This is a genomic window from Rhabdothermincola sediminis, assembly GCF_014805525.1.
Taxonomy (GTDB): Bacteria; Actinomycetota; Acidimicrobiia; order Acidimicrobiales; family Acidimicrobilacustridaceae; genus Rhabdothermincola; species Rhabdothermincola sediminis.
Window position 1 is genome coordinate 25,648 of sequence record NZ_JACFSZ010000010.1, and the last position, 23,517, is coordinate 49,164.

The window sequence follows — 23,517 nt, forward strand, 5'->3', positions numbered from 1 at the left end:
TGTGTCCGCCCCTCGTGTCGTCGCGGTAGCGCCCGCCTCGCCGGCGGCGGTCGCCGGTGTGCTGCCCGGTGATGAGATCCTGGCGCTGAACGGCGAGCGCCCTCGGGATGTCATCTCCTACCAACTGCTCGCCGAGGAGCCGGAGATCCTCCTCGACGTGAACCGTGGAGGGCTTGAGCTCACGCTCGAGGTTCGCAAGCGCGTCGGTGAGCCTCTCGGGGTCGAGCTGCACGCCGCGCTGTTCGACCAGGTGCGCACCTGTGACAACCACTGCGAGTTCTGCTTCATCTACCAGCTGCCCCGGGGGCTGCGTGAGAGCCTCTACGTCAAGGACGACGACTACCGGCTCTCGTTCCTGTACGGCAACTTCACCACCCTGACCCGCTTCACGGAGGCCGACCTCGAGCGAGTGGTGGCCGAGCGGCTCTCCCCCCTGCACGTGAGCATCCACACCACCGACCCGCAGCGGCGGGCGGAGATCCTCCGCAACCGCCGCGGGGCCACCAGCCTGCGGTGGCTGCGGGCACTGCTCGATCACGGGATCGAGGTCCACGGCCAGATCGTGGTGTGTCCGGGGGTGAACGACGGTGACGTGCTCGACGACACACTCGCGGGTGTTCTCGACCAGTACCCGGAGTTGGCGACGGTGTGCGTCGTGCCGCTCGGGGTGTCGAGATACAACACCGAGGCCCGGATGCGGGCCCACACCCCCGCCGAGGCCGGCGCGGTGCTGGCCGCGGTGCACGACTGGCAGGAGGTCTACCGCGCGGTGCTCGGCCGGCGGCTGGTGTTCGCAGCCGACGAGTACTACCTGCTCGCCGGTGAGCCGTTCCCACCCGCCGAGGCCTACGAGGGCTTCCCGATGCACGAGGACGGCGTGGGCATGGCTCGGGCGTTCGAGTTGGAGTTCGACGGCGCGGGTGCCCGACCGACGGCCGCCCGTAGTGGGTTCTTCGCCTGGGTGGAGGGCGCACCCCCCGACGGGTACCGGGCTTCCCGCCGCGGGGAGTCGGCGGGGGAGGAGCTGCCCATGGGGCCCGGCGCGCCCGTCGGGGTGATCACCGGCACCTACGGCGCCCGGGTGCTCGAGCCGATCATCGCCCGCCTGGGGCGGGGAGACGTGCGGATCGTCGAGGTCCGCAACGAGTTCTTCGGGGGCAACACGGGCGTGGCCGGCCTGCTCGTCGGCGCGGACATCCACCGGGCGCTGCGGCGCCAGCCCGCCGGCCACCGGTACCTCCTGCCGGACGTGTGCCTCTCACGGGGACGGTTCCTCGACGGGACCACGCCCAACCAGCTACCCCGACCGGTCGAGGTGGTGGCCACGAACGGAGCGGCACTGCGTGCCGCCCTGGAGGGCTGACGTGGCCCTCCCGATCGTGGCCGTCGTCGGCCGCCCGAACGTGGGCAAGTCCACGCTGTTCAACCGCATCATCGGGCGCCGGGAGGCCATCGTGGAGGAGAAGCCCGGTGTGACCCGCGACCGCAAGGCGCTCGAGGCGGAATGGCGGGGCAGGCGCTTCCTGCTCGTCGACACCGGCGGTTGGCTGCCGGGCGGCAGCCCCCTGGACGAGAAGGTGAGCCGCCAGAGCGAGCGGGCGGTGCGTGAGGCGGCGGTGGTGCTCCTGGTGGTCGACACCACCGTCGGCATCGTCGAAGAGGACGCCCGGGTGGCCGAGCTGCTCCGCCGCAGCGGCGCCACGGTCCTGGTGGTCGCCAACAAGGTCGATGACGAGAAGCGGGAGCCGGCGATCTGGGAGTTCGTCGCGCTCGGCCTCGGCGCGCCGTGGCCGGTCAGCGCGCTCCACGGCCGGGGGACGGGGGACCTGCTCGACGAGGTCGTGCGCCACCTGCCCGCCCCCGAGCCGGCCGGCGGGGAGGCATCCGAGAAGCCGGCGGGGAGCAGCGCCGGTGGCGATGAGGCGGCACGGGTGTTCTCCGTGGCCATCGTCGGCCGGCCCAACGTGGGCAAGTCGACGCTGTTCAACCGACTGATCGGCGACGAGCGGGCGGTCGTGCACGACCTGCCCGGCACCACCCGGGACACGATCGACACCGTGGTCGAGACCCCCGACGGGCCGGTGCGCTTCGTCGACACCGCGGGCATGCGGCGCCGGGCCCGCATCGATGAGGGCACCGAGTACTACTCACTGGTCCGGGCCCTGCAGGCCATCGATCGCTCGGACGTGGCGCTGCTGGTCATCGATGCTACGGAAGGGGTCACCCACCAGGATCAACGGCTGGCCGAACGGATCGACGCCGCGGGTTGCCCGATCGTCGTGCTGCTCAACAAGTGGGAGACCCTCGATGCCGAACGCCGCGAGGAGGTGCTTGCCGAGGTCGGCCACAAGCTGCGCTTCCTCGGTGAGGCACCGGTGTTGAAGATCAGCGCGAAGACTGGCAAAGGGGTACATCGCCTGCTCCCGGCGCTGGCGGGGGCGATCGAGGACTACCACCGGCGCATTCCGACCAGGAAGGTGAACGAGGTGATCCGAGCCGCGCAGGCGGCCCAGCCCGCGCCGCACGGCGCCCGGGTCCTGTACGCGACGCAGGGTGCCGTCGACCCGCCGACGTTCACCCTGTTCGCCAACCGTGAGCTGCCGGCGTCGTACCTGCGGTACCTGGAACGCAAGCTCCGGGAGGGCTGCGACCTCGGGAGCACGCCGCTGAAGCTGCGGGTGCGTCGCCGCACCTCCTGATCCGCCTGGGTCACCGCTCCGCTTGGCATACACCGAGAGGCACCGAGGATGATGCAAGTACACAGCGTTCTGTCACGGGTTCTCAACCGGTCGCTACCGGGCCCTCAGTACGATGTTGCGCACCATGGACCAGTTGCTCTTGGGTCTCGTGTCCCTCGGGAGCATCGTGGCGGCGGCGGTGTGGGGCCGGTCGGCGCGGTACCGCGAGAAGCTCTACCAGCGGCTCCAGCGCGAGTCGGGTGACGCTGACCTCAAGGCGCTCGCGCTCTCGGACTTCCGCAAGGACCTGCACACCACCATCCTCTACGCCGTGCTCGCGCTCGCGGCCGGGGCGGGCGCGGTGGCGGGGCGCAGCGCCGGCGCGATCCTGCTCGCGGTGATGCTCGTGCCCATCGCCATCTCGCTGGTGTTCGGCCGCAACTTCGTGAACGAGGCGCGACTCGAGCACAGCCGGTCGGAGCTCGAGCGGCGAGCCCAGGAGGTCCTCGTGCAGGAGGATCTCGCACCCCGCCGCTGGGCGGCGCGCCTGGCACCCGAGGAGCTGCCCGACTTCCCCGGCTTCGAAGTGGGCAGGGTCTACCAGGCGGGCGCAGGGCTGATGGCCGGGGACTTCTACGACGTGTTCCGCCCGGCGGACACCCGCTTGGCGGCGGTCATCGGGGATGTGGCCGGCCAGGGCATCGAACCGGCCATCACCGCGTTCCAGGCCAAGTACCTGCTGCGGGTGTTCCTCCGGCAGTACCGCGACCCCGCGCAGGCGCTGGAGGAGCTGAACCGGCAGATGTCCGCGATGGGACGCGGTGAGGAGTTCATCTCGCTGTGTGTCGTGTTGTTCGACACGCAGGCGGGGACGCTGCGCTACGCCTCGGCCGGGCACCCCGCCGCGTGGTTGTGGCACGAGCGCGAGGTCCGCCCGCTGCGAGCCACCGGCCCGCTGCTCATGCTTGATCCGGCCGCCACCTTCATCAGCCGTGAGATCCCCCTCGAACCGAACGACCTGTGCCTGCTCTACACCGACGGCCTCTCCGAGGTGCGCTCGGGCAGCCAGCTCTTCGGCGAGGAGCGCATCGCGAACGCGCTCAGACGTGATCCCGGCGTATCGCCGGACGTACTGTGCAAGTCGTTGCTCGAGGCCGCCCGTGACTTCTCGAGCGGCCCCATCAACGATGACGTCGCCATCCTCGCGATCCGCCGAGCCTGAACCGACCGCCTCGGGCGGGACGCCGGGTAGCCACCCGGAGCACCTCGCGGCCCTGGCCGCGCTGGCGCGCCGGGGCAACCTGGCCACCGGAGCCGCGAAGCTGGCCGAGCAGGGCAAGCTGTTCGTCCGCGACCGGCTCGACCTGTTGCTCGATCCGGGCTCCTTCGTGGAGGACGGCCTGCTCGCGAACGCGGTCGCGGAAGGGCTGCCCGCGGACGGGGTGGTCACCGGCAGCGGGACCATCGACGGCCGGCCCGTGTACGTGATGGCCAACGACTCCACGGTCAAGGCGGGTTCGTGGGGTGCGCGGACGGTCGAGAAGATCGTGCGGCTGACCGAGGCCGCGTTGCGAGACGAGCTGCCGGTGTTCTGGTTGGTGGACTCGGCGGGCGCGCGCATCACCGATCAGGTCGAGCTGTTCCCCGGTCGGCGCGGAGCGGGGCGGATCTTCCACAACCAGGTCAAGCTCTCGGGTCGGGTACCGCAGATCTGCTGCCTGTTCGGACCGTCCGCGGCTGGAGGGGCATACATCCCGGCCTTCTGCGACATCGTGGTCATGGTCGAGGGGAACGCCTCGATGTACCTCGGCTCTCCTCGGATGGCGGAGATGGTGGTGGGGGAGATCACCACCTTGGAGGAGATGGGCGGTGCTCGCCTGCACGCCACGGTCTCGGGCTGTGGCGACAACCTGGCGGTCGATGATGTGGATGCGATCGACCAGGCCAAGGCGTACTTCTCGTACCTGCCGCAGAACTGGCGGGAGGCGCCCCCGCGCTACGAGGTCCGGCCCCCGCTCGAGGTCCTGGACCGCAACGTCGTGCCGGACCAGGACGCGCGCGGCTACGACATGCACGAGGTGATCGACCGGCTGGTCGACCACGAGAGCTTCTTCGAGGTCAAGCCCCTCTTCGCCCCCGAGATCATCGTGGGCTTCGGGCTCCTCGAAGGTTCGCCGGTGGGGATCGTGGCGAACAATCCCATGCACAAGGGAGGCGTGCTGTTCGTCGACTCCGCGGACAAGGCGGCCCGGTTCGTGTGGTGCTGTGACGCCTTCAACATCCCGCTCGTCTTCCTCGCCGACGTGCCGGGTTTCATGGTCGGCACCGAGGTCGAGCGCCAGGGCATCATCCGTCACGGGGCGAAGATGATCACCGCGGTGTCGGAAGCGACCGTGCCGAAGGTGTCCGTGATCGTGCGCAAGGCATATGGCGCGGGCCTCTACGCCATGGCAGGACCGGCGTTCGATCCCGTGGCGACCCTCGCGCTGCCGACCGCCAGGATCGCGGTGATGGGCCCCGAGGCGGCGGTCAACGCGGTCTTCGCCAACAAGATCTCGGCCATCGAGGACCCGGTCGAGCGCGAGGAGTTCGTGCGGCACCAGCGGCAGGTGTACGAGGCGGATGTCGATCTGGTGCGGCTAGCGTCCGAGCTGGTGGTCGACGCGGTGGTCGACTTCCCTGAGCTGCGCGACGAGATCGCTCGTCGCCTGGCCCGGGCGGCCGGCAAGAGCCGTGCCTTCAGCGAGCGCCGCCACGGCGTGCCCCCGGTGTGAGGTCGGGCAGCATGCCCTGGTGCGACGACTGCTCGAAGTTCTGGAACCCGAACAGCCTTTCTCCCGACGGCACCTGCCCCACCTGCGGTCGGGTGATCGGGGAACCACCCGACACCCACGTGCCCTGGCACTTCTGGATCCTGGTCGCGGCTGCGGTGGTCTACCTCGGCTGGCGGGTCGTCCAGGGCATCGAGTGGCTGCTGTCGTAGCGCTCGGCAGAGCGGGATCGTCGCCAGCGTGTACGGGCGGTTCGACCCCTCCCGGCGGCACAGTAGAGTGGCTGCTCGACGGGCTGTGGCGCAGCTTGGTTAGCGCGTCGGTCTGGGGGACCGAAGGTCGTGGGTTCAAATCCCGCCAGCCCGACCAGAGGGACCGCCCCTGCGTCGCACGGGTCAGGCGATCGCGGAGAGCGGGCGCGGTTCGGTGAGCCGTTTCGGAGCAGGGGAGCTGATGGGCGAGAAGCTGGCCAAAGACGGCGCGCCCGCCGAGACCGCGGTGGAGGCCTCGGCCGGGATCCGGGCGGTGCGGCTGGAGAAGCTGGCTGCGCTCCGGGCCCGGGGCGTCGATCCGTACCCCTACCGCTTCGATCGAGATCACACCATCGGCCAGATCCGGGAGCGTTTCGGCGAGCTCCGACCGGGGGTCGAGACCGACCAGCGGGTTCGGGTCGCCGGCCGGCTGATGCTCAAGCGAGAGCAGGGTCGGCTCACGTTCGCCAACCTGAGGGACCGATCGGGCGAGATCCAGCTCTTCGCCTCGCAGGCGGTGCTCGGTGCGGACACCCTCGCGGCCTTCAACGATCTCGACCGGGGGGACTGGCTCGGGGTCGAAGGCCTCGTGATGGCGACCAGGAAGGGCGAGCTGTCCGTCAAGGTCGAACGCTTCGAGTTGCTCGCCAAGGCGTTGCGCCCACTCCCTGACAAGTGGAAGGGGCTCTCGGACATCGACACCCGGTACCGGCAGCGCTACGTCGACCTGATCGTGAACGACGAGGCGCGGCGGGTGTTCGACGTACGCCGGGCCACGATCGACGCCATCCGCACCAGGTTGTGCGAGCGCGGGTACTACGAGGTCGAGACGCCGATGCTCAACCTCCAGCAGGGGGGCGCCACGGCTCGGCCCTTCGTCACCCACTACAACGCGCTCGATCTCGACACGTACCTGCGGATCGCGCTGGAGCTGCCGCTCAAGCGGCTGGTCGTCGGGGGTATGGAGAAGGTCTTCGAGATCGGACGAGTGTTCCGCAACGAGGGCATCGACACCCGTCACAACCCCGAGTTCACGATGCTCGAGGCCTACGAGGCGTTCGCCGACTACACGGACATGATGACCCTCACCGAGGACCTGGTCGCGTCGGCTGCGATTGCCGCGAACGGTACGACGAAGGTCACCCTGCGAGGGCGGGAGATCGATCTCGCGCCTCCGTGGCCGCGGGTCACCATGAGCGACCTGATCCGCCGCAGCGTGGGCGTCGAGCTGCACCCGTCGATGCCGGTCGAGCAGGTCCGTGCCGTGCTCGACGACCTGGGTGTCGCCTACCAGGACCACTGGGGCGCGGGCCGACTGGTCTTCGAGGTCTACGACGAGTTGGCCGAGACGAAGGTCTTCGAGCCCACCATCGTCATCGACCATCCGCGGGAGACCTCGCCGCTGGCCAAGCCCCACCGGTCCGACCCCAGCCTGGTCGAGCGATTCGAGGTCATCGTCGACGGGCGGGAGCTGGCGAACGCGTACAGCGAGCTCAACGATCCCGTCGAGCAGCTGGCTCGGTTCGAGGCCGAGGCCCTGGCCAAGGCAGCCGGCGACCTGGAGGCAGGGGACGTCGACCTGGACTACATCCGGGCACTCGAGTACGGCCTGCCACCCTGTGGGGGTCTCGGCATCGGCATCGATCGCCTGGTCATGCTCCTGGCCGGCGTGGAGAGCATCCGGGAGGTGATCCTCTTCCCGACCCTGCGCCCGGAGGTGGGGCTCACCGAGGACGAGTTCCGTCACCCCTGACGAACCCACGGGGCGCCTCGGCCTGCGCAGGGAGCGAGGAGGCGTCGCAACTCCTTCGGTAGCGTGGCGCGATGGGCACCGAGCAGGCAGCCGGGACGTCGGGCAGCGTCCGCTACGAGCCGGCACCGCCGATCGTGGTGATCACGATCGACCGCCCGGAGGTGCGCAATGCCGTCGATCGCCCGACGGCGGAGGCGCTGGCCAGCGCCTTCCGGCGTTTCGACGACGACCCGGAACTGGCCGTGGCCGTGCTCACCGGCGCCGGGGGCAGCTTCTGCTCCGGCGCGGATCTCAACGGCATCTCGGAGGGGCGCGGCAATCGCGTGGGGCTCGACGGCGACGGCCCGATGGGCCCGACCCGGATGCTGCTGTCCAAGCCGGTGATCGCCGCGGTGGAGGGGTATGCGGTGGCGGGCGGCCTGGAGCTCGCGATCTGGTGCGACCTGCGGGTCGCGGCGCGCGACGCGGTGTTCGGCGTGTACTGCCGGCGGTGGGGTGTGCCCCTCGTCGACGGCGGCACGGTTCGCCTGCCGCGCTTGATCGGTCACAGTCATGCGCTCGACCTGATCCTCACCGGCCGGGGGGTGAGCGGTGACGAGGCCCGGGCGATGGGATTGGTGAACCGGCTCACCCCGCACGGGGAAGCGCTGGCGCAGGCCGTCGCGCTGGCCGGCGAGATGGCCCGGTTCCCACAGCGATGCCTGCGGGGCGACCGGCAGTCCTCCTACGAGCAGTGGGACCTGAGCCTCGCGGAGGCGCTGCGCAACGAGACCGAGATCGGGCGCGGGGTGATCGCGTCCGGTGAGACCCGTGAGGGCGCGAGCAGATTCGCGGCCGGGGCGGGAAGACACGGCGCCGGGAGCACGGGCCCGATCCCCGACGGGGACGGTCGGGCCGGCTGGGGCAACTAGCGTTCCGCTGTATGTGTGGCCGGTTCGTGGCAGCGTCACCGCCGGATGAGATCGCCCGCTACTTCGGCGCCGAGGCTCCCGAGGCGCTGCTCGAGGCCAGCTACAACGTGGCTCCGACCAACGACGTGTACGCGGTGCTCGAGGACGGGACGACTCGGCGGGTGGAGACCCTCCACTGGGGGTTGGTGCCTCGCTGGGCGAAGGACCCGTCGATCGGCAACCGGCTGATCAACGCCAGGGCCGAGACCCTGGCGGAGAAGAACGCCTTCAAGCACGCCTACCGCATGCGCCGCTGCATCATCCCCGCGGACGGGTTCTACGAGTGGCGCCCGGAGCGGGGCGAGAAGCGGAAGCAGCCCTACTACGTCCGCCGCGCCGACGGCGAGCCGATGGCCTTCGCCGGCCTGTGGGAGCTCTGGCGCAACCCGGAGAACCCGGACGAGCAGCTCCGCTCGTGCTGCATCATCACCGGTGAACCGAACGAGAAGGTCCGCCCCATCCACGACCGGATGCCGGTGATCCTCCCCGAACGCGCCTGGGACATCTGGCTCGACCCCGCCGAGCACGACCTCGAGACCCTCGGCAAGCTCCTGGTACCGGCCCCGGCCTCGCTGATCGAGCTGTACCCGGTGAGCCGCGAGGTCAACAACGTGCGCAACAAGGGCCGCAAGCTCATCGATCCCGTCGAGACCCGAGGCACGATGCGTTGACCGCGACCCTCCGGCGACGCGTCGACAACGTCGTGCTCAGGTGGCAGGCCCGTCTCGACAGCGAGTGGGTCGACCGGGTGCTCCCGTGGCTGCTGTCCGCCGGGTTGTTCCTCTGGCTGGCGGCTCTCGCGTTGGCGAAGGCTCGCTCGCTCGACGGGACCGTGGACCTTGCCGCCTACACCCAGGCCGCCTGGAACATCCGTGAGGGGCACGAGCCGGTCATGACGGTGACCAACGGGTCACACGTCCTGGCCCAGCAAGCGGCGTTCCTCTTCTACCCGATCGTCGGCGTCACCTACTTGACGACCATCATCCCCGGTCTGCTGCTGGTCCAGGCCGCAGCGCTCGCGCTCGGGATCGTTCCGCTGTGGCGCATCGGCAGGAGGCTGGCGAACCTGCGGGTGGGCGCGGTGGCCACCCTGGCGTTCGTCTACGGGGTGTACCCCACGATGCACAACCTCAACCTGGCCGGATTCGACCCTGCGGTCATCGCTCTTCCGGCTCTGCTCGCCGCGTGCTACTTCGGGCTCACCGGCCGCTGGCGCTGGTTCGCCGCCTGCTGCGTGGTGGTGGTGGGCGCACGCGCCGATCTGGCCCTCGCCGTCGCCGGTCTCGGCGCGCTGCTGGCGGTCGAGGGCCACCGCCGCCAGGGTCTGGTCACGACCGTCGCTGCGCTCGCCTGGACGGTGGTGGCCGCGCTGGTCGTCCAGCCTGCGTTCGGGCACGGCGCCTTCCCGCACCTGGATGCCTTCGCGGCGTTCGGCGACACCCCGGCCAGCGCCCTGTGGGGAATGGTGACCCACCCCGTCGAGGTGTTGAGCCGGCTGGTCAGCGAGCAGAACTTCAACCTCGCCGTCACGCTGTTCGCGCCCGTCGTGTTCCTGCCGGTCTTGGCACCCCGGTATCTGCTGTCGGTCCTCCCGCTGCAGACCCTCTACCTGGTGGCGGACGTCCCGACCGAGGCCGTGTTCGGGAAGCAGACCATCGCCATCACCGCCTTCATCTTCCTCGCCACCGCGATGGCGCTCCACCGCCTCGGCCGCATGGGGGTGGAGAAGATCACCGTCGACCCCCGGTTGCTCGGGGCGCTGCTGCTCGCGGGCACGGTGTTCTTCGTCCGTGACGCGGCCAGTTCACCGTATCGGGAGCCGTGGGACTGGGGCGGCCAGGACGAGGTGGACGCCGTCCGGCTCCGCGCCCGCGATCTCATCCCGCCGGAGGCCTCCGTACGAGCGTCCCGATCGATGCTGCAGGTCCTGGCCGAACGGCCGGTGCTGTACCAGCTCGAGCAGGGGGACCGGCCCGACCCGGTGCGCGCGGGCCAGGATGTCGACGTCGTGGTCCTCGACGAGCGGGAGGTCCCGGGCTGGGATGCGGTCGACCGGCGCGTGTTCCGGTTGGGGATGCAGACCGGGGGGTTCGAGGTGGTGCTCGACGATCACGACATCGCGGTGTTCGAGCGGCGTGGGCCACCCCGTTGAGCGAGCTCAGCCCAGATGGGTCGTCCCCAGGCCTTCGCGCAGCCGCTCCGCCGCCGAGTCCAGCGCTGCCGGATCGGGTGCGGGATCCGCGTTCGCGAAGTCGAGGTCGTGGACGCCGTCGATGGGCACGACGTGGAGGTGAACATGTGGCACCTCGAGCCCCGCGATCATGAGTCCCACCTTCACTGGTTGGAACACCTGCTGCTGCACCGCCGCGATGCGCTTGGCGACGAGCAGCAGGTGGGCGGCCAGGTCGTCGTCGAGGTCGATCCAATGGTCGACCTCCTCGATGGGGACGACCAGGGTGTGGCCCTCACGGAGGGGGTTGATGGAGAGGAACCCGACACAGCGTTCGTCGCGCCACACGAATCGGCCCGGGAGCTCACCGTCGATGATGCGGGTGAAGATCGTCGCCATGGCTCGGCTGCCTCGCAGGTGGGAGGGCCCTCTCGGGCCGGGTCGGGGCCGGTCCGCCGACCAGTCCCGCATCGTAGGCTGGTCCCCGTGAGGATGTCCGACCGATCGGGAGGAGACGGTGCGTCGCTGGGTGCCTCGCCCGACGCGCCTCGCCCGGCGCTCTCGGCGGTGGGGGCGGCGTCCCGAGCGCTCCCGGGGGACGACCGGATCGCGACCGTCCCGAACGCCATCACGCTGGTACGCCTGCTGTGCCTCCCCGTGTACCTGTGGCTCCTCCTGCACACGGAGGACCGGATGGTGGCCGCAGGCCTGCTCGCCGGGCTCGGGGCCACCGACTGGGCGGACGGCTACATCGCCCGCCACTTCAACCAGACCTCGAACCTCGGCCGGACCCTGGACCCGGTCGCGGACCGGATGCTGTTCTTCGTCGGGGTCGGTGGCATCCTCGCGGTGGACGCCGCGCCCCGGTGGTTCTGCATCGTCGTGCTGGTGAGGGAGTCGCTGGTCGGCGGTGCGGCGGTGCTGCTGGCAGCGCTGGGGGCGGAGCGGATCGAGGTGACCTGGTTCGGCAAGGCGGGCACGTTCTGCCTGATGTTCGCCTTCCCGCTGTTCCTGGCGGGCTCGAGCTCGAGCACGTGGGCTCCGGCGTTCGAGAACCTGGGGTGGTTGGCGGCCATCCCCGGTCTGGCCCTGTCGATCTATGCCGCGGTCGGCTACGTGCCCATCGGGTGGCGGGCACTGCGCGCCGGGCGTGCCAGCCGGGCCCCCGACGCCCGGGCCGGGCGAGCGACCGGATAGGTTTCGGGGGGATGAAGGCCGTGATCATGGCCGGCGGGGAGGGCACCCGGCTGCGACCGCTGACCTCCAATGCCCCCAAACCGATGCTCCCCCTCGTGAACCGGCCGATGATGGTGCACGTCATCGAGCTGCTCAAGGAGCACGGCTTCGACGACATCGTGGTCACAGTCGCCTTCCTCGCCAACGCGATCCGCAACTACTTCGGTGACGGGTCCGAGTTTGGCGTCCGGATCGCCTACACGACCGAGGAGACGCCCCTCGGCACCGCCGGATCGGTCCGCAACGCCATGGACCAGCTCACCGATCGGTTCCTCGTCATCTCCGGTGACGTGCTCACGGACATCGATCTCAGCGCCATCGTGCGATTCCATGAGGAGCGTCAGGCGGTCGCCACGATCGGCCTCGCTCACGTCGAGAACCCGCTCGAGTTCGGCATCGTGATCACCGAGAAGGACGGCGCGATCGAGCGTTTCCTCGAGAAGCCCACCTGGGGGCAGGTGTTCAGCGACACGATCAACACCGGGATCTTCGTGCTCGAGCCGGAGATCTTCGACTACATCCCCCCCGACCGGCCGGTCGACTTCTCGAGCGAGGTGTTCCCGGCCCTCCTGGACAAGGGACGCCCCCTGTACGGTGCGGTGGCCGACGGCTACTGGGAGGACGTGGGCACGCTCGAGGCCTACGTCCGGGCCCACAAGGACATCCTCGACGGCAAGGTCCGGGTCAACGTCCCGGGCTTCGAGATGCGACCGGGCGTGTGGGTCGGCGAGGGTGCTGAGGTCCACCCGCAGGCCGTCATCGTAGGGCCGGGGGTGATCGGCGACAACTGCCGCCTCGAAGCCGGTGCCCGCCTCGGTGAGTACAGCGTGCTGGGAGCGAACGTGCGGGTTCGCAACGACGCCGTGCTGGAGCGGTCGGTCGTCCACGACAACGCCTACCTGGGTGAGGGCGTGCACCTCCGGGGAGCGGTCGTGGGGCGCTCCTGCGATCTGCGCAACGGGGCGCGGGCGGAGGAGGGGGTGGTGCTGGGCGACGAGTGCTTCGTCGGGGACGATGCGCTGCTGGCGTCCGGGGTGAAGGTCTACCCCTTCAAGACCGTCGAGGCCGGGGCGGTGGTGAACACCTCGATCGTGTGGGAGTCCCGGGGAGCACGCAGCCTGTTCGGTCGGGACGGCATCACCGGGCTGGCGAACGTCGACATCACCCCGGAACTGGCGACGCGGGTGGCGATGGCCTTCGGCAGCACCCTCAAGAAGGGTGATCGGGTCATCACGTCCCGCGACTCCAGCCGGTCGGCTCGCATGCTGAAGCGCTCGATGATGGCGGGCCTCAACGCGGTGGGGGTGACGGTGGAGGATCTCGAGGTGGCCTCCGTGCCCGTCACCCGCTTCGTCCTGCGGCGCCCCACGGACAGCGCAGGCATCACGATCCGCCTGGCACCCGGGGACCCGCAGGCGGTGATCATCCGGTTCTTCGATTCCGAGGGTCTCGACATCACCGAGGACACCCAACGAAAGATCGAGCGACTGTTCAACCGGGAGGATTTCCGGCGGGTCTTTCCCGGCGAGATCGGCGACATCGGCTTCGCCCCCCGGGCGCTCGAGCACTACTCCACCGCCCTGGAGTCGATCGTCGACATCGAGCGCATCCGGTCCAATCGTTTCAAGGTGGTCATCGACTACGCTTACGGTTCGACTTCGTTCGCTATGCCCAACGTGCTGGCGAAGCTCGGCTTGGACGTGCTGGCGGTCAACCCCTATGTGTCCACCGCAGGGGTGCTGCGAGACGATCTCGCCGGCCATGCGGCCAACGTGGCCAGCCTGGTCCGCTCCTCGGGATCGCACCTCGGTGGGGTGCTGGACCCGGACGGCGAGCGGCTCATCCTCATCGACGACTCGGGTCACGTCCTCGACGACACGGAAGCCCTGCTGGCCATCCTCCGGTTGTTGCCGGGGAAGCTGCAGGGTGACCGGGTGGCCCTGCCGGTGTCGGTCACCTCCAAGGCGGAGGAGATCGCCGCCGCGCACGGCATCCAGGTCAGCTGGACCAAGCTGTCCAGCCCGGCGCTCATGGACGCGGCTCGGGAGCCAGGGGTGGGGTTCGCGGGGAACGACCACGGCAACTTCATCCTTCCCGGGTTCCTGCCGGGGTTCGACGCGTCAGCCACCTTCGTCAAGGTCCTGGACCTCCTGGCGTTCCAGGGGGTGCGCCTCTCGGAGGTCGTCGCCGGGCTGCCCCGCGTGCACGTGGTCCACGAGACCGTGGTGACGCCCTGGGATCAGAAGGGCACGGTGATGCGCTCCCTCGTGGAGCAGAGCAAGGACCGCGCCGTGCTGCTCGTCGACGGGGTGAAGGTGTTCCACGATCAGGGGTGGGCGCTGGCCTTGCCGGACCCGGAAGAGCCGATCACGCACATCTGGGCGGAAGGCGCCACCGGCGCCAGGGCCCGGCAGCTGGTGCAGGAATACGCCCGCCGGATCCGCCAGATGGTGCGCTGAGCCGCGCCGGAGCCGGCCCGCCCCTGCCCTGAACCCTCGTGCGGATGTTGAGGGTTCGCCCGATCGGGTAGCGTGCGTGACCATGGACTTCCCGGGGGACCTCCGTTACTCGACCGATCACGAGTGGGTGCGGCTGGAGGACGGGCTCGTCCGCGTCGGCATCACCGACTACGCGCAGGATGCGCTCGGCGATGTCGTCTTCATCGAGGTCCCCGAGGTGGGCGCCACCGTCGCCGCCGGGGAGAAGATCAGCGAGGTGGAGTCCACCAAGTCGGTCAGTGACATCTATGCGCCGGTGTCGGGCACGATCACCCTGGTCAACGCGGAGCTCGCCGACGAACCCGAGCGGCTCAACCAGGACCCGTACGGTGAGGGATGGATCTGCGTGCTCGAGCCGAGCGACCCCGCGGAGCTCGAGGCGCTGCTCGGTGCCGACGCGTACCGGGCCCTGGTCGAAGGGTAGGAGGTGGCCGTGACCGACGTGTTCTGCAACAACTGCGGGCACCGGAACCCCCTCGGCTCCAACTTCTGCTCATCGTGTGGGGCGGTGCTCGAGACCCAGGCGCCGGAGAGCACCACCATCACCTTCCATCCCACCGCGCCGTCCGACCCGGTCGAGGAAGAGCTCGCCGTCGAGCTCGGGGAGTTCCCCGAGGACGTGGGCGTGCTGGTCGTCAAGCGAGGTCCCGCGGCCGGCTCCCGGTTCGCGCTCGACAAGCCGATCGTCACAGCGGGGCGCCATCCCGACAGCGACATCTTCCTCGACGACATCACCGTCTCCCGGCGCCATGCGGAGATCAGCAGGGGAGTGGAGGGCTACACGGTCCGTGACGTCGGCTCGCTCAACGGGACCTACGTGAACCGCCAGCGCATCGACTCCCCGGTGCCGTTGCGCAACGGGGACGAAGTCCAGATCGGCAAGTTCAAGCTGGTGTTCTTCATGGGTGCCGGGCCGACCGAGACCGATGGTTGAGCGCAGCCACCTCTCGATCGGCGAGGTCCTGAACCTCCTCCAAGAGGAGTTCCCCGACGTCACGATCTCGAAGATCCGGTTCCTCGAGAGCCAGGGTCTGCTCGATCCCGAGCGCACGCCCTCCGGGTACCGGAAGTTCTACGACGCGGACATCGAGCGCCTCCGCTGGATCCTGCGCCAACAGAAGGAGAACTTCCTCCCCCTGAAGGTGATCAAAGACCGGCTCGCTGCCGGCGAGCTCGGCGAACCGGTCGGCGCCGGGAAGGCGTCGGCCCGGGCCGGATCGCCAGCGGGCACCGGGCGGTCGGCTCCCAGCTCGAGCCGTGCCGCGACGCCGGGACCGGCGCCGGACGAGGCACCCGCCGAGGAGACCGGTCCACGGGACAGGTCACCGGACCCCTCCCGGCCAGCTCGCAAGCGCCGCAACGGCTCGCAGGCCTCGTTGCTGGACGCTGGCGAGACCGCGGTGAGCATGTCACTCGACGAGCTCGTGTCGGCGACCGGGCTGACCCCCAGGGTGATCGGCGAGCTCGAGCGCTTCGGGCTCCTGGCGAGCCGGACCCTCGGGGCGACCAGCTACTACGACGAGGACGCGCTGGTTGTGGGCCGACTGGCGGCGAGCTTCCTGAGGTACGGGGTCGAGCCGCGGCACCTGCGCATGTACAAGGTGGCCGCAGAACGCGAATCGGGGGTGTTCGAGCAGCTCATCCTCCCGCTGCTCAAGCAGCGCAACCCGCAGTCCCGCCGCCAGGCCCTCGAGGTGCTGGAGGAGTTGGCGCAGCTCGGTGAGCAGCTGCGAGCGGCGATGCTGCGGCACGCGCTCCGGGAGTACCTGGGCCAGAGCTGAGTCGTGGGCACCGAGAGTCGGGTCCCACGCCCACCGGAGGTGCTGGCCGATCGGCAGGCGATCGAGGCGACCGTGACCCGGCTCGGGCGGGAGATCTCCGCTCGGCACCGTGACGGGTTGGTGATCGTAGCGGTGCTGAAGGGCAGCCTGCTCTTCGTGAGCGACCTGGTGCGCTCCCTCACGGTCCAGCCGGTGGTCGAGTTCCTCGCGATCTCGCGCTACGAGCCGGACTCGGGTCGGGTGCGCATCCTGAAGGATCTGGATCTGGATGTCACCGGTCGCGATGTCGTGCTGGTGGAGGACATCGTCGACACCGGGCTCACGCTGGGGTTCCTCCTCGGGGAGCTCGGCCGGCGCTCGCCCGCGTCCTTGGAGGTCTGCACCCTCCTCGACAAGCGGGTGCGCCGCATCCTCCCGGCACCGCTGGCCTACGTCGGGTTCGAGGTCCCCGACGTCTTCGTCCTGGGGTACGGGCTCGACTTCGCCGGGCGGTACCGCAACCTCGACATGCTCGTGACCGCCGACGCGGTCGCGCTGACCGCCGACCCGGACGCCTATGTCGACCAGCTGTACCGGTCGCACGGGGCTCGGGGTCCGGGTTGAGCCCGGCCGAGCCCGCGCGGGCGGCTGCCACAGTCGGGGATGCGGGCGGTAGGGTGGCGGGCCGATGATCGAGATGGAGCTGGTCGCCGTCCGGATCGAACTGCCCGGCAACACCCCGGTGGTGCTCTTGCGAGAGCTGGCCGAGGAGCGCCGGATCCTACCGATCTTCATCGGCCAGCCCGAGGCCACCGCCATCGCGTTCGCCATCGACGGCGTGGTGACGCCTCGGCCGATGACCCACGACCTCATGAAGGACCTGCTCGACGAGCTCGGAGCCACGGTCGAGCGGGTCGTGATCACCGAGCTTTCGGAGGGCACGTTCTTCGCCGAGATCCACCTGTCGGTGGGCGCGGCTGCGCACCAGGTCTCGAGCCGTCCGTCGGACGCCATCGCGCTGGCGCTGCGGGCCGGATGCCCCATCTTCGCCGAGGAGGCCGTCCTGTCGGAGGCCGGGCTGGTCGAGGAGTCCGAACAGGAGAGCGAGGAGGTGGTGGAGAAGTTCCGTGAGTTCATCGAATCGGTGAACCCGGACGATTTCGCCTCCTGAGCGCGGTCGTGCCCGGTCGAAAGGCTGAACCTCAGGTCGAGGTCGAGGACCCTACTCCGTAGGGCTGCACCTCGACCCGCGATTGATCGTTGACCTTCGGGCACCGATCTGCGTACCCTGACCCTGGCTCACACGGGCGTAATTCCCTCGATGTCACCTGAGGGTCCACGGTGAGCGTCGAGCGCTGCGGCGGCGCCCGGTCAGGAGGACCGCGGCTGCCTGCCACCGGCGCCGGGTGATGACCGACAGCGCGGCCGAGCCGCCGAGACGAGGTGTGGGGGCTGGGACATGACCACTCGAGGTGCGGGCGAGGGATACAGCGGGGCGAAGGCAGCCGAGATCGTCGGCATCACCTACCGCCAGCTCGACTACTGGGCGCGCACCGACCTGGTGCGACCCTCCCTGGAGGACGCCCGCGGCAGTGGCACCCGCCGGCGCTACAGCTACCGCGATCTGCTCGAGCTCAAGGTGATCAAGACCTTGCTCGACGCCGGGATCCGCCTCGAGACGGTGCGGGAGGTCTTCACCTACCTCCGCGAGCATCTGGGCGAGGACGTCACCCGAGCCAACCTGGTCATCCAGGGCAGCCGCTCGGTGCTGATCCAGACCGACGGCGAGCTGATCGACCTGGTCAAGAAGGGCCAGGGAGTGCTGAACGTCCTGCCGCTCGCCGGCGTGAAGGAGGAGGTCGACGCCCGTATCGTGGAGCTGCGGCCCGCGCCGGGCGAGGGAGCGGTCGGGGAGGCGACGGTGACCCGCCTCGCGAGCGGGGGCTGAGCGCTGGCCAGCGGGTCGCTCCCTCACGAGGGGGTCGCGTTCGCGCACAACTCGGAGCGCCAGTTCGCGAAGCTCCTCGACTTCTACGGCATCGCGTGGGAGTACGAGCCCCGCACCTTCGTGCTCGAGCGCGACCCGAACGGCAAGCCGCTGGAAGCGTTCGCCCCCGACTTCTACCTGCCTGCCTACGACCGGTACATCGAGATCACCACGCTGAAGCAGAAGTTGGTGACCAAAAAGAACCGCAAGGCGCGCAAGCTGCGTGAGCGGTACCCCGGCACCAACATCACGGTCCTCTATCAGCGCGACTACCTCAACCTGCTGGTGAAGTACGGCCTGGAGTCGCCCGAGCAGTTGGCCGGCTACGTCGGCCCGTCGACTGCGGGGGAGAGGACCGACAGCCTCCTCGGTCTCGGGGTGCTCCACCCGCCGGTCTGAGCTGCCACCGAGCCGTCACGGGCCCCGCCCTCGCACTCGCCCGGTGGACCATCCGCGCCCTGGAGTTGAACCGCGTTCATACTTTGAACGTGGTTCAACTCCAGGTGGTGCCAGACGACCGGCGCGAGCGGGCACGTGACCGGAAACGGCGCAGGTTCCTCGCCGCCGCCGGCCGGGTCATCGACGAGCGGGGCCTGGCGGGGCTCACCATGCAGGCCGTCGCCGAGGAGCTCGACTGTGCGGTCGGCACGATCTACACCTACTTCGATTCGAAGGCCGCACTGCTCGCGGCCCTCCAGGCTGAGGCGGTGGAGACCCTGGTCGCCTCCTACCGGACGGCCGCTGCGAGCTGGGACCCCGTGCTCGACGAAGGGGAGGGCCTCGACCCCGGGCTGAGGGCGCTCGTGCACCTGCAGGCGTTCGGCGCCTTCTTCTGCGCCGCGTCGGTGGTGCTCGCCGACGAGTTCCACCTCCAGCGGCTGCTGCTGAGCGAGCGCCCGCCCGGCAGCTCCGCCGTGGACCAGCGCCGGCCCATGGCGGTACTCGAGCGCCTCTTCGAGATCCCTCGGTCCCTGGTGGACGCCGCGGTGGCGTGCGACGTGCTCGAGCCCGGTGACACCCTCGAACGGGTGGTCCGCTGGCTGGCTGCGCTCGACGGGGTGTTGCTGCTCGATGCCCTGGCCGGCGTCGACCGACACCTCTTCCGGGGCCAGCACCACGGCCGAGCCTTGACCGCGGATCTTCTCGTGGGCTGGGGGGCAGATCGGGCCGACGTGGAGGTCGCGGCCAGCCACGTCGATCGGCTGGCAGCGGTCGGGCCGCTGGCGCCGCCCCCGCATGGCCCGGGCTACGAGTGAGCACCGGTAGTGTCCGGTGCCGATGACGCTGCGCCGCTCACCACTCGACCGGGTACACCGGGACCTGCAGGCCAAGATGGTCCCCTTCGGGGGATGGGAGATGCCCCTGCAGTACCGCGAGGGCACCATCGCCGAGCACCTGGCCTGCAGGCAGGGCGCGGCGGTGTTCGACGTCAGCCATCTCGGGACCGTGCGGGTCAGCGGCCCGGGCGCGCTCGACGTGTTGCAGGCCGCGTTCACGAACGACCTGCGCAAGATCAGCCCGGGCCGGGCTCAGTACACCCACCTGCTCGATCCCGCCGACGCCTCCGTGCTCGACGACATCATCGTGTGGTGGGTGGGGCCTGAGGACTTCGACGTGATGCCCAACGCATCGAACACCGACCGCGTGGTGGCGGCGCTGGAGGGTGCGATCGCGCAGGACGTCACCGCCTCGAGGGCCGTGCTCGCCGTCCAGGGCCCTGATGCCCGGGCCCGGCTGAGCCGGGTCAGCCCGCAGGCCGCGGCGGTCGGGCGGTTCCAGGTCGCCGCGATCGACTGGGCCGGCGTGCTGCTGGTGGTGGCGGGCACCGGCTACACGGGGGAGGACGGCGTCGAGATCGCGGTGCCCGCCGACCATGCCGAGCCGCTGTGGTCCGCCCTGCTGGAAGCGGGCATCGCTCCCGCCGGCCTGGGGGCCAGGGACACGCTGCGCCTGGAGGCCGGCTTGCCCCTGCACGGGCACGAGCTCGGGCCGGGCATCACCCCCTTGCAGGCCGGGCTCGGCTGGGTGGTGAGCTGGGACAAGGGCCCCTTCCGGGGCCGGGCCCCGCTGCTCGCCGAGCGGGAGGCGGGCCCGACCCGGCGGCTGCGAGGTCTGCTCACGGAGGGCCGGCGCCCACCTCGGGCCGGGCAGGAGGTACGGCGTGCCGGCGAGCCGCTGGGCACGGTCACCAGCGGGAACTTCTCGCCGGTGCTGGGCCGCGGCATCGCCTTGGCGCTGCTCGCCCCCGAGGTGGACGAGGGTGAGGAGCTGCAGATCGATGCCCGGGGCACCGAGCTGGTGGCGCGGGTCGTGCATATCCCGTTCGTGTCCCGCGATCGCTGAGCCGATCTCAGGTCGAGTACGCCTCCACGGGGGGGCAGGCGCACACGACGTTGCGGTCACCGTAGGCGCCGTCGATGCGGCTCACCGGGGGCCAGTACTTCCCGGACCGCAGCGCGGCCACCGGGTAGGCGGCCAGCTCCCGGGGGTAGGGGTGCGACCAGTCGTCGGCCAGGACGTCCTCGGCGGGGTGGGGGGCGTTGGCGAGCGGGTTGTCCTCGCTCGGCCACTCCCCGGCAGCCACCCGGTCGACCTCGGCCCGGATGGCGATCATGGCGTCACAGAAGCGGTCGAGCTCGGCCCGGCTCTCGGACTCGGTGGGCTCGATCATCAGCGTGCCCGCCACCGGGAACGACATGGTCGGGGCGTGGAACCCGTAGTCGATCAGCCGCTTGGCGATGTCATCGACGGTGACGCCGGTGTCCTTGGTCAGCGGGCGGATGTCGACGATGCACTCGTGGGCCACCATCCCGTTCTGTCCCGTGTAGAGGATCGGGTAGTGGGCGCCGAGGCGGGCGGCGACGTAGTTGGCGGCGAGGATGGCGTGCCGGGTGGCCTCGACGAGCCCTTCCGCGCCCATCAACGTGATGTATGCCCAGGAGATGGGCAGGATCCCCGCCGATCCCCACGGCGCAGCGGAGATGGGCCCCACACCGGTGGCAGGCCCCGCGGCGGCCACCACCGGGTGGTTCGGCAGGAATGGCGCCAGGTGGGCCCGCACCGCCACCGGCCCCACGCCGGGACCGCCACCGCCGTGGGGGATGCAGAACGTCTTGTGGAGGTTGAGGTGGGACACGTCCGCGCCGAACTGGCCGGGCTTGGCCACCCCGACCAGCGCGTTGAGGTTGGCGCCGTCGAGGTAGACCTGCCCACCGTGGCGATGGACGGTGTCGCAGATCTCGGTGATGCCCGCCTCGAACACACCGTGGGTCGAGGGGTAGGTGACCATCACGCACGACAGCGAGCTCGCATGCTCGGTGGCCTTGCGCTGCAGGTCGTCGAGGTCGACGTTGCCCTGCTCGTCGCAGGCCACGACCACGACGCGCAGCCCGGCCATCGCGGCGCTGGCGGCGTTCGTCCCGTGCGCGGAGGCCGGGATCAGGCAGACGTCGCGGTGCCCTTCACCTCCCGATGCCTGGTAGGCGCGGATGGCGAGCAGGCCCGCCAGCTCGCCCTGTGAGCCGGCGTTGGGTTGCAGCGACACCGCGTCGTAGCCCGTGATCTCGGCCAGCATGCGCTCGAGGTCGCCGATGAGCTCCCGGTACCCCTGGGTCTGCTCCGCGGGGGCGAACGGGTGGATGGCGGCGAATTCAGGCCAGGTGATGGGCGCCATCTCGGTGGTGGCGTTGAGCTTCATGGTGCACGAGCCGAGGGGGATCATCGCCCGGTCAAGGGCGATGTCGCGATCGGCGAGGCGACGCAGGTACCGCAGCATCTCCGTCTCGGAGTGGTACGAGTTGAACACCGGGTGGGTGAGGAACGCCGAGCGGCGCCGCAGACCCGCCGGGATGGCATCACCGACGGTGAGGTCGAGATCGTCGACGGACGCATCGACCCCGAACGCCTCCCAGACGAGCTCCACGGTCCGGCGGGTGCTGGTCTCGTCGAGGGTGATGCCCAGCTCGCCCTCCCCGAGGGCGTCGACCCGCAGGTTGATCCGGCGGGCCCGGGCACGCTCGACGATCGTCTGGCGCTGCCGGCCGGCCCGCACCAGGAGGGTGTCGAAGAAGCCGTCGTGCACCACCTCGACGCCACCGGCGCGCAGCCCCGCGGCGAGGATGGCGGTCAGCCGGTGCACCCGCTCGGCGATACGGGTGAGGCCGCCCGGCCCGTGGTAGGCCGCGTAGAGGCCGGCGATCACCGCCAACAAGACCTGCGCTGTGCAGATGTTGCTCGTGGCCTTCTCCCGGCGGATGTGCTGCTCCCGGGTCTGCAGCGTGAGACGGTACGCGCGCCGCCCGGCGGCGTCGACGGAGACGCCGACCAGCCGCCCCGGGAGCGTGCGTTTGGCCGACTCCCGCACCGCCATGAACCCCGCATGGGGGCCACCGAAGCCCAGCGGCACCCCGAACCGCTGGGCCGATCCGACGACCACGTCGGCCCCGATCTCACCCGGTGGGCGCAGCAGCACGAGAGCGAGGAGGTCCGCGGCCACCGCCACCAGCGCACCCTGGGCGTGGGCCCGCTCGATCAGCTCGGTGTGGTCGCGCACCGCTCCGGTGGAGCCCGGGTACTGCAGCAGCACGCCGAAGACGCCTTCGCCGGGGAGGTCGACGTCCGGGTCGCCGACGATCGTGTCCAACCCGAGGGCCCGGGCCCGGGTCGCGACCACCCCGACCGTCTGGGGGTGGCACTCGGCGTCGACGAAGAACACCGACCCGGCTCGGGGGTTCTGGCGGTGGCACAGGGCCATGGCTTCCGCGGCGGCGGTACCCTCGTCGAGCAGGGACGCGTTCGCCAGCTCCATCCCCGTGAGGTCGGTCACCATGGTCTGGAAGTTCAGGAGCGCTTCCAGGCGCCCTTGGGAGATCTCGGGCTGGTAGGGCGTGTAGGCCGTGTACCACGCCGGGTTCTCCAACACGTTGCGCTGGATCACCGGCGGGGTGATGGTGTTCGCGTAGCCCATGCCGATCAGGGACGTGGCCACCACGTTGCGCCCGGCCAGGTCCCGTAGGCGCTCGAGGGTCTCGGTCTCGGTGCACTGCGGTGCCAGCTCGAGGGGCTTGTCCCAGCGGATCGAGGCCGGGACCACTCGATCGATCAACTCGTCGAGGGACGCGCAGCCCAACGTGGCGAGCATCGCGTCGCGGTCGGCCGGGGTGGGACCGATGTGGCGGCGGGCGAACCCGTGGTGATCCTCGAGGTCGGTCAGGGGAGGCGGCTCAGCGGTCATCGAAGGGGCTCCGGAGTGGCGCGAACGGGCTGGGACACCCCCCGCTGTCGTCGGTACCTGAGAGTTTGTGCCCCTTCGGTGAGCCACGGCCGAGATGGCCGGACCGTGGCTGCTCTCCAGCGTCGCCTACGCCTGCGGTGCGGGGGCCTGAGAGATTCCGGGGTGGTTGCTCCTTCGGCGCCGCGCTCGGCGTCGTTGCCGGGCGAGGGCTCTCCCACAGGCGGTCATCG

General features: G+C 70.3%; 22 protein-coding genes, 1 tRNA gene and 2 riboswitches. Of the genes, 21 read left to right on the forward strand and 2 right to left on the reverse strand.

Going from position 1 to position 23,517, the window contains the following annotated elements; translation table 11 throughout:
* The first annotated feature begins 1 nt into the window (after position 1).
* From HZF19_RS09500 to HZF19_RS09545, 10 genes are all read left to right on the forward strand, one after another.
* Entirely contained in the window at positions 2–1,363 is a 1,362-nt protein-coding gene (locus HZF19_RS09500) for a DUF512 domain-containing protein (RefSeq protein WP_208028534.1), read from the forward strand.
* Between the two features lies 1 nt (position 1,364).
* The gene (gene der / locus HZF19_RS09505; protein ID WP_307781190.1) at positions 1,365–2,699 is read left to right on the forward strand and encodes a ribosome biogenesis GTPase Der; all 1,335 of its coding nucleotides are present in this window, start codon (positions 1,365–1,367) and stop codon (positions 2,697–2,699) included.
* Positions 2,700–2,823: 124 nt separating this feature from the next.
* Positions 2,824–3,900, forward strand: a complete 1,077-nt coding sequence (locus HZF19_RS09510) for a PP2C family protein-serine/threonine phosphatase (RefSeq protein WP_208028536.1) — start codon at positions 2,824–2,826, stop codon at positions 3,898–3,900.
* Complete coding sequence (locus HZF19_RS09515) at positions 3,866–5,452, forward strand: acyl-CoA carboxylase subunit beta (RefSeq protein WP_208028537.1); 1,587 nt, start codon at positions 3,866–3,868, stop codon at positions 5,450–5,452. The genes HZF19_RS09510 and HZF19_RS09515 overlap by 35 nt, the downstream gene beginning before the upstream one ends.
* Positions 5,453–5,463: 11 nt before the next feature.
* Positions 5,464–5,661: a hypothetical protein gene (locus HZF19_RS09520; RefSeq protein WP_208028538.1), complete on the forward strand. Its 198-nt coding sequence runs from the start codon at positions 5,464–5,466 to the stop codon at positions 5,659–5,661.
* Between the two features lie 79 nt (positions 5,662–5,740).
* Positions 5,741–5,818: transfer RNA gene (locus HZF19_RS09525), tRNA-Pro, on the forward strand.
* An 84-nt stretch (positions 5,819–5,902) separates the two neighbouring features.
* On the forward strand, positions 5,903–7,453 hold the full coding sequence (lysS, locus tag HZF19_RS09530; protein WP_208028539.1) for a lysine--tRNA ligase: 1,551 nt from the start codon (positions 5,903–5,905) through the stop codon (positions 7,451–7,453).
* 71 nt (positions 7,454–7,524) lie between these two features.
* A complete protein-coding gene (locus HZF19_RS09535; protein ID WP_208028540.1) occupies positions 7,525–8,364 on the forward strand; it encodes a crotonase/enoyl-CoA hydratase family protein in 840 nt (279 codons plus the stop codon).
* 11 nt (positions 8,365–8,375) lie between these two features.
* Entirely contained in the window at positions 8,376–9,074 is a 699-nt protein-coding gene (locus HZF19_RS09540; protein ID WP_208028541.1) for an SOS response-associated peptidase, read from the forward strand.
* Complete coding sequence (locus HZF19_RS09545; protein ID WP_208028542.1) at positions 9,071–10,555, forward strand: DUF2079 domain-containing protein; 1,485 nt, start codon at positions 9,071–9,073, stop codon at positions 10,553–10,555. Before HZF19_RS09540 ends, HZF19_RS09545 begins: the two co-directional genes overlap by 4 nt.
* Positions 10,556–10,561: 6 nt before the next feature.
* Here HZF19_RS09545 and HZF19_RS09550 read toward each other — a convergent pair whose 3' ends face one another.
* The gene (locus HZF19_RS09550; RefSeq protein ID WP_208028543.1) at positions 10,562–10,972 is read right to left on the reverse strand and encodes an HIT family protein; all 411 of its coding nucleotides are present in this window, start codon (positions 10,970–10,972) and stop codon (positions 10,562–10,564) included.
* 93 nt (positions 10,973–11,065) lie between these two features.
* Between HZF19_RS09550 and HZF19_RS09555 the strand changes: the two genes are divergently transcribed.
* From HZF19_RS09555 to gcvT, 11 genes are all read left to right on the forward strand, one after another.
* On the forward strand, positions 11,066–11,770 hold the full coding sequence (locus tag HZF19_RS09555) for a CDP-alcohol phosphatidyltransferase family protein (protein WP_235979787.1): 705 nt from the start codon (positions 11,066–11,068) through the stop codon (positions 11,768–11,770).
* 11 nt (positions 11,771–11,781) lie between these two features.
* Positions 11,782–14,268, forward strand: coding sequence for a sugar phosphate nucleotidyltransferase (locus HZF19_RS09560; RefSeq protein ID WP_208028545.1), 2,487 nt, complete (start codon positions 11,782–11,784; stop codon positions 14,266–14,268).
* 82 nt (positions 14,269–14,350) lie between these two features.
* Complete coding sequence (gene gcvH / locus HZF19_RS09565; RefSeq protein ID WP_208028546.1) at positions 14,351–14,731, forward strand: glycine cleavage system protein GcvH; 381 nt, start codon at positions 14,351–14,353, stop codon at positions 14,729–14,731.
* 9 nt (positions 14,732–14,740) lie between these two features.
* Positions 14,741–15,241 (forward strand): zinc-ribbon and FHA domain-containing protein, encoded by a 501-nt coding sequence (locus HZF19_RS17135; protein WP_208028547.1) that lies wholly within the window; start codon positions 14,741–14,743, stop codon positions 15,239–15,241.
* The gene (ftsR, locus tag HZF19_RS09575; protein WP_208028548.1) at positions 15,234–16,088 is read left to right on the forward strand and encodes a transcriptional regulator FtsR; all 855 of its coding nucleotides are present in this window, start codon (positions 15,234–15,236) and stop codon (positions 16,086–16,088) included. Before HZF19_RS17135 ends, ftsR begins: the two co-directional genes overlap by 8 nt.
* Positions 16,089–16,091: 3 nt before the next feature.
* Positions 16,092–16,691, forward strand: coding sequence for a hypoxanthine phosphoribosyltransferase (gene hpt, locus HZF19_RS09580; protein ID WP_208028549.1), 600 nt, complete (start codon positions 16,092–16,094; stop codon positions 16,689–16,691).
* Between the two features lie 64 nt (positions 16,692–16,755).
* A complete protein-coding gene (locus tag HZF19_RS09585; RefSeq protein WP_208028550.1) occupies positions 16,756–17,238 on the forward strand; it encodes a bifunctional nuclease family protein in 483 nt (160 codons plus the stop codon).
* 288 nt (positions 17,239–17,526) lie between these two features.
* Positions 17,527–18,015 (forward strand): MerR family transcriptional regulator, encoded by a 489-nt coding sequence (locus tag HZF19_RS09590; protein WP_208028551.1) that lies wholly within the window; start codon positions 17,527–17,529, stop codon positions 18,013–18,015.
* A 120-nt stretch (positions 18,016–18,135) separates the two neighbouring features.
* Positions 18,136–18,453: a hypothetical protein gene (locus tag HZF19_RS09595; protein ID WP_208028552.1), complete on the forward strand. Its 318-nt coding sequence runs from the start codon at positions 18,136–18,138 to the stop codon at positions 18,451–18,453.
* Between the two features lie 89 nt (positions 18,454–18,542).
* Entirely contained in the window at positions 18,543–19,310 is a 768-nt protein-coding gene (locus HZF19_RS09600) for a helix-turn-helix domain-containing protein (protein ID WP_208028553.1), read from the forward strand.
* A gap of 22 nt (positions 19,311–19,332) precedes the next feature.
* Positions 19,333–20,397 carry a glycine cleavage system aminomethyltransferase GcvT gene (gcvT, locus tag HZF19_RS09605; protein WP_208028554.1) on the forward strand — a complete coding sequence of 355 codons (1,065 nt, stop codon included), beginning with the start codon at positions 19,333–19,335 and terminating at the stop codon, positions 20,395–20,397.
* A 7-nt stretch (positions 20,398–20,404) separates the two neighbouring features.
* Here the strand turns inward: gcvT and gcvP are convergent, their stop codons facing one another.
* Complete coding sequence (gcvP, locus tag HZF19_RS09610; RefSeq protein ID WP_208028555.1) at positions 20,405–23,287, reverse strand: aminomethyl-transferring glycine dehydrogenase; 2,883 nt, start codon at positions 23,285–23,287, stop codon at positions 20,405–20,407.
* 35 nt (positions 23,288–23,322) lie between these two features.
* Positions 23,323–23,412: riboswitch (glycine riboswitch) on the reverse strand.
* Positions 23,413–23,514: riboswitch (glycine riboswitch) on the reverse strand.
* Positions 23,515–23,517: the final 3 nt, after the last annotated feature.

Coding starts and splice junctions, on each gene's coding strand:
- HZF19_RS09550 (WP_208028543.1), bottom strand. CDS start 10,972: ATGGCGACGATCTTCACCCGCATCATCGACGGTGAGCTCCCGGGCCGA.
- HZF19_RS09515 (WP_208028537.1), top strand. CDS start 3,866: ATGACGTCGCCATCCTCGCGATCCGCCGAGCCTGAACCGACCGCCTCG.
- gcvH (WP_208028546.1), top strand. CDS start 14,351: ATGGACTTCCCGGGGGACCTCCGTTACTCGACCGATCACGAGTGGGTG.
- HZF19_RS09555 (WP_235979787.1), top strand. CDS start 11,066: ATGTCCGACCGATCGGGAGGAGACGGTGCGTCGCTGGGTGCCTCGCCC.
- ftsR (WP_208028548.1), top strand. CDS start 15,234: ATGGTTGAGCGCAGCCACCTCTCGATCGGCGAGGTCCTGAACCTCCTC.
- gcvP (WP_208028555.1), bottom strand. CDS start 23,287: ATGACCGCTGAGCCGCCTCCCCTGACCGACCTCGAGGATCACCACGGG.
- HZF19_RS09520 (WP_208028538.1), top strand. CDS start 5,464: ATGCCCTGGTGCGACGACTGCTCGAAGTTCTGGAACCCGAACAGCCTT.
- gcvT (WP_208028554.1), top strand. CDS start 19,333: ATGACGCTGCGCCGCTCACCACTCGACCGGGTACACCGGGACCTGCAG.
- HZF19_RS09540 (WP_208028541.1), top strand. CDS start 8,376: ATGTGTGGCCGGTTCGTGGCAGCGTCACCGCCGGATGAGATCGCCCGC.
- HZF19_RS09585 (WP_208028550.1), top strand. CDS start 16,756: ATGATCGAGATGGAGCTGGTCGCCGTCCGGATCGAACTGCCCGGCAAC.
- HZF19_RS09535 (WP_208028540.1), top strand. CDS start 7,525: ATGGGCACCGAGCAGGCAGCCGGGACGTCGGGCAGCGTCCGCTACGAG.
- HZF19_RS09590 (WP_208028551.1), top strand. CDS start 17,527: ATGACCACTCGAGGTGCGGGCGAGGGATACAGCGGGGCGAAGGCAGCC.
- lysS (WP_208028539.1), top strand. CDS start 5,903: ATGGGCGAGAAGCTGGCCAAAGACGGCGCGCCCGCCGAGACCGCGGTG.
- HZF19_RS09510 (WP_208028536.1), top strand. CDS start 2,824: ATGGACCAGTTGCTCTTGGGTCTCGTGTCCCTCGGGAGCATCGTGGCG.
- HZF19_RS09560 (WP_208028545.1), top strand. CDS start 11,782: ATGAAGGCCGTGATCATGGCCGGCGGGGAGGGCACCCGGCTGCGACCG.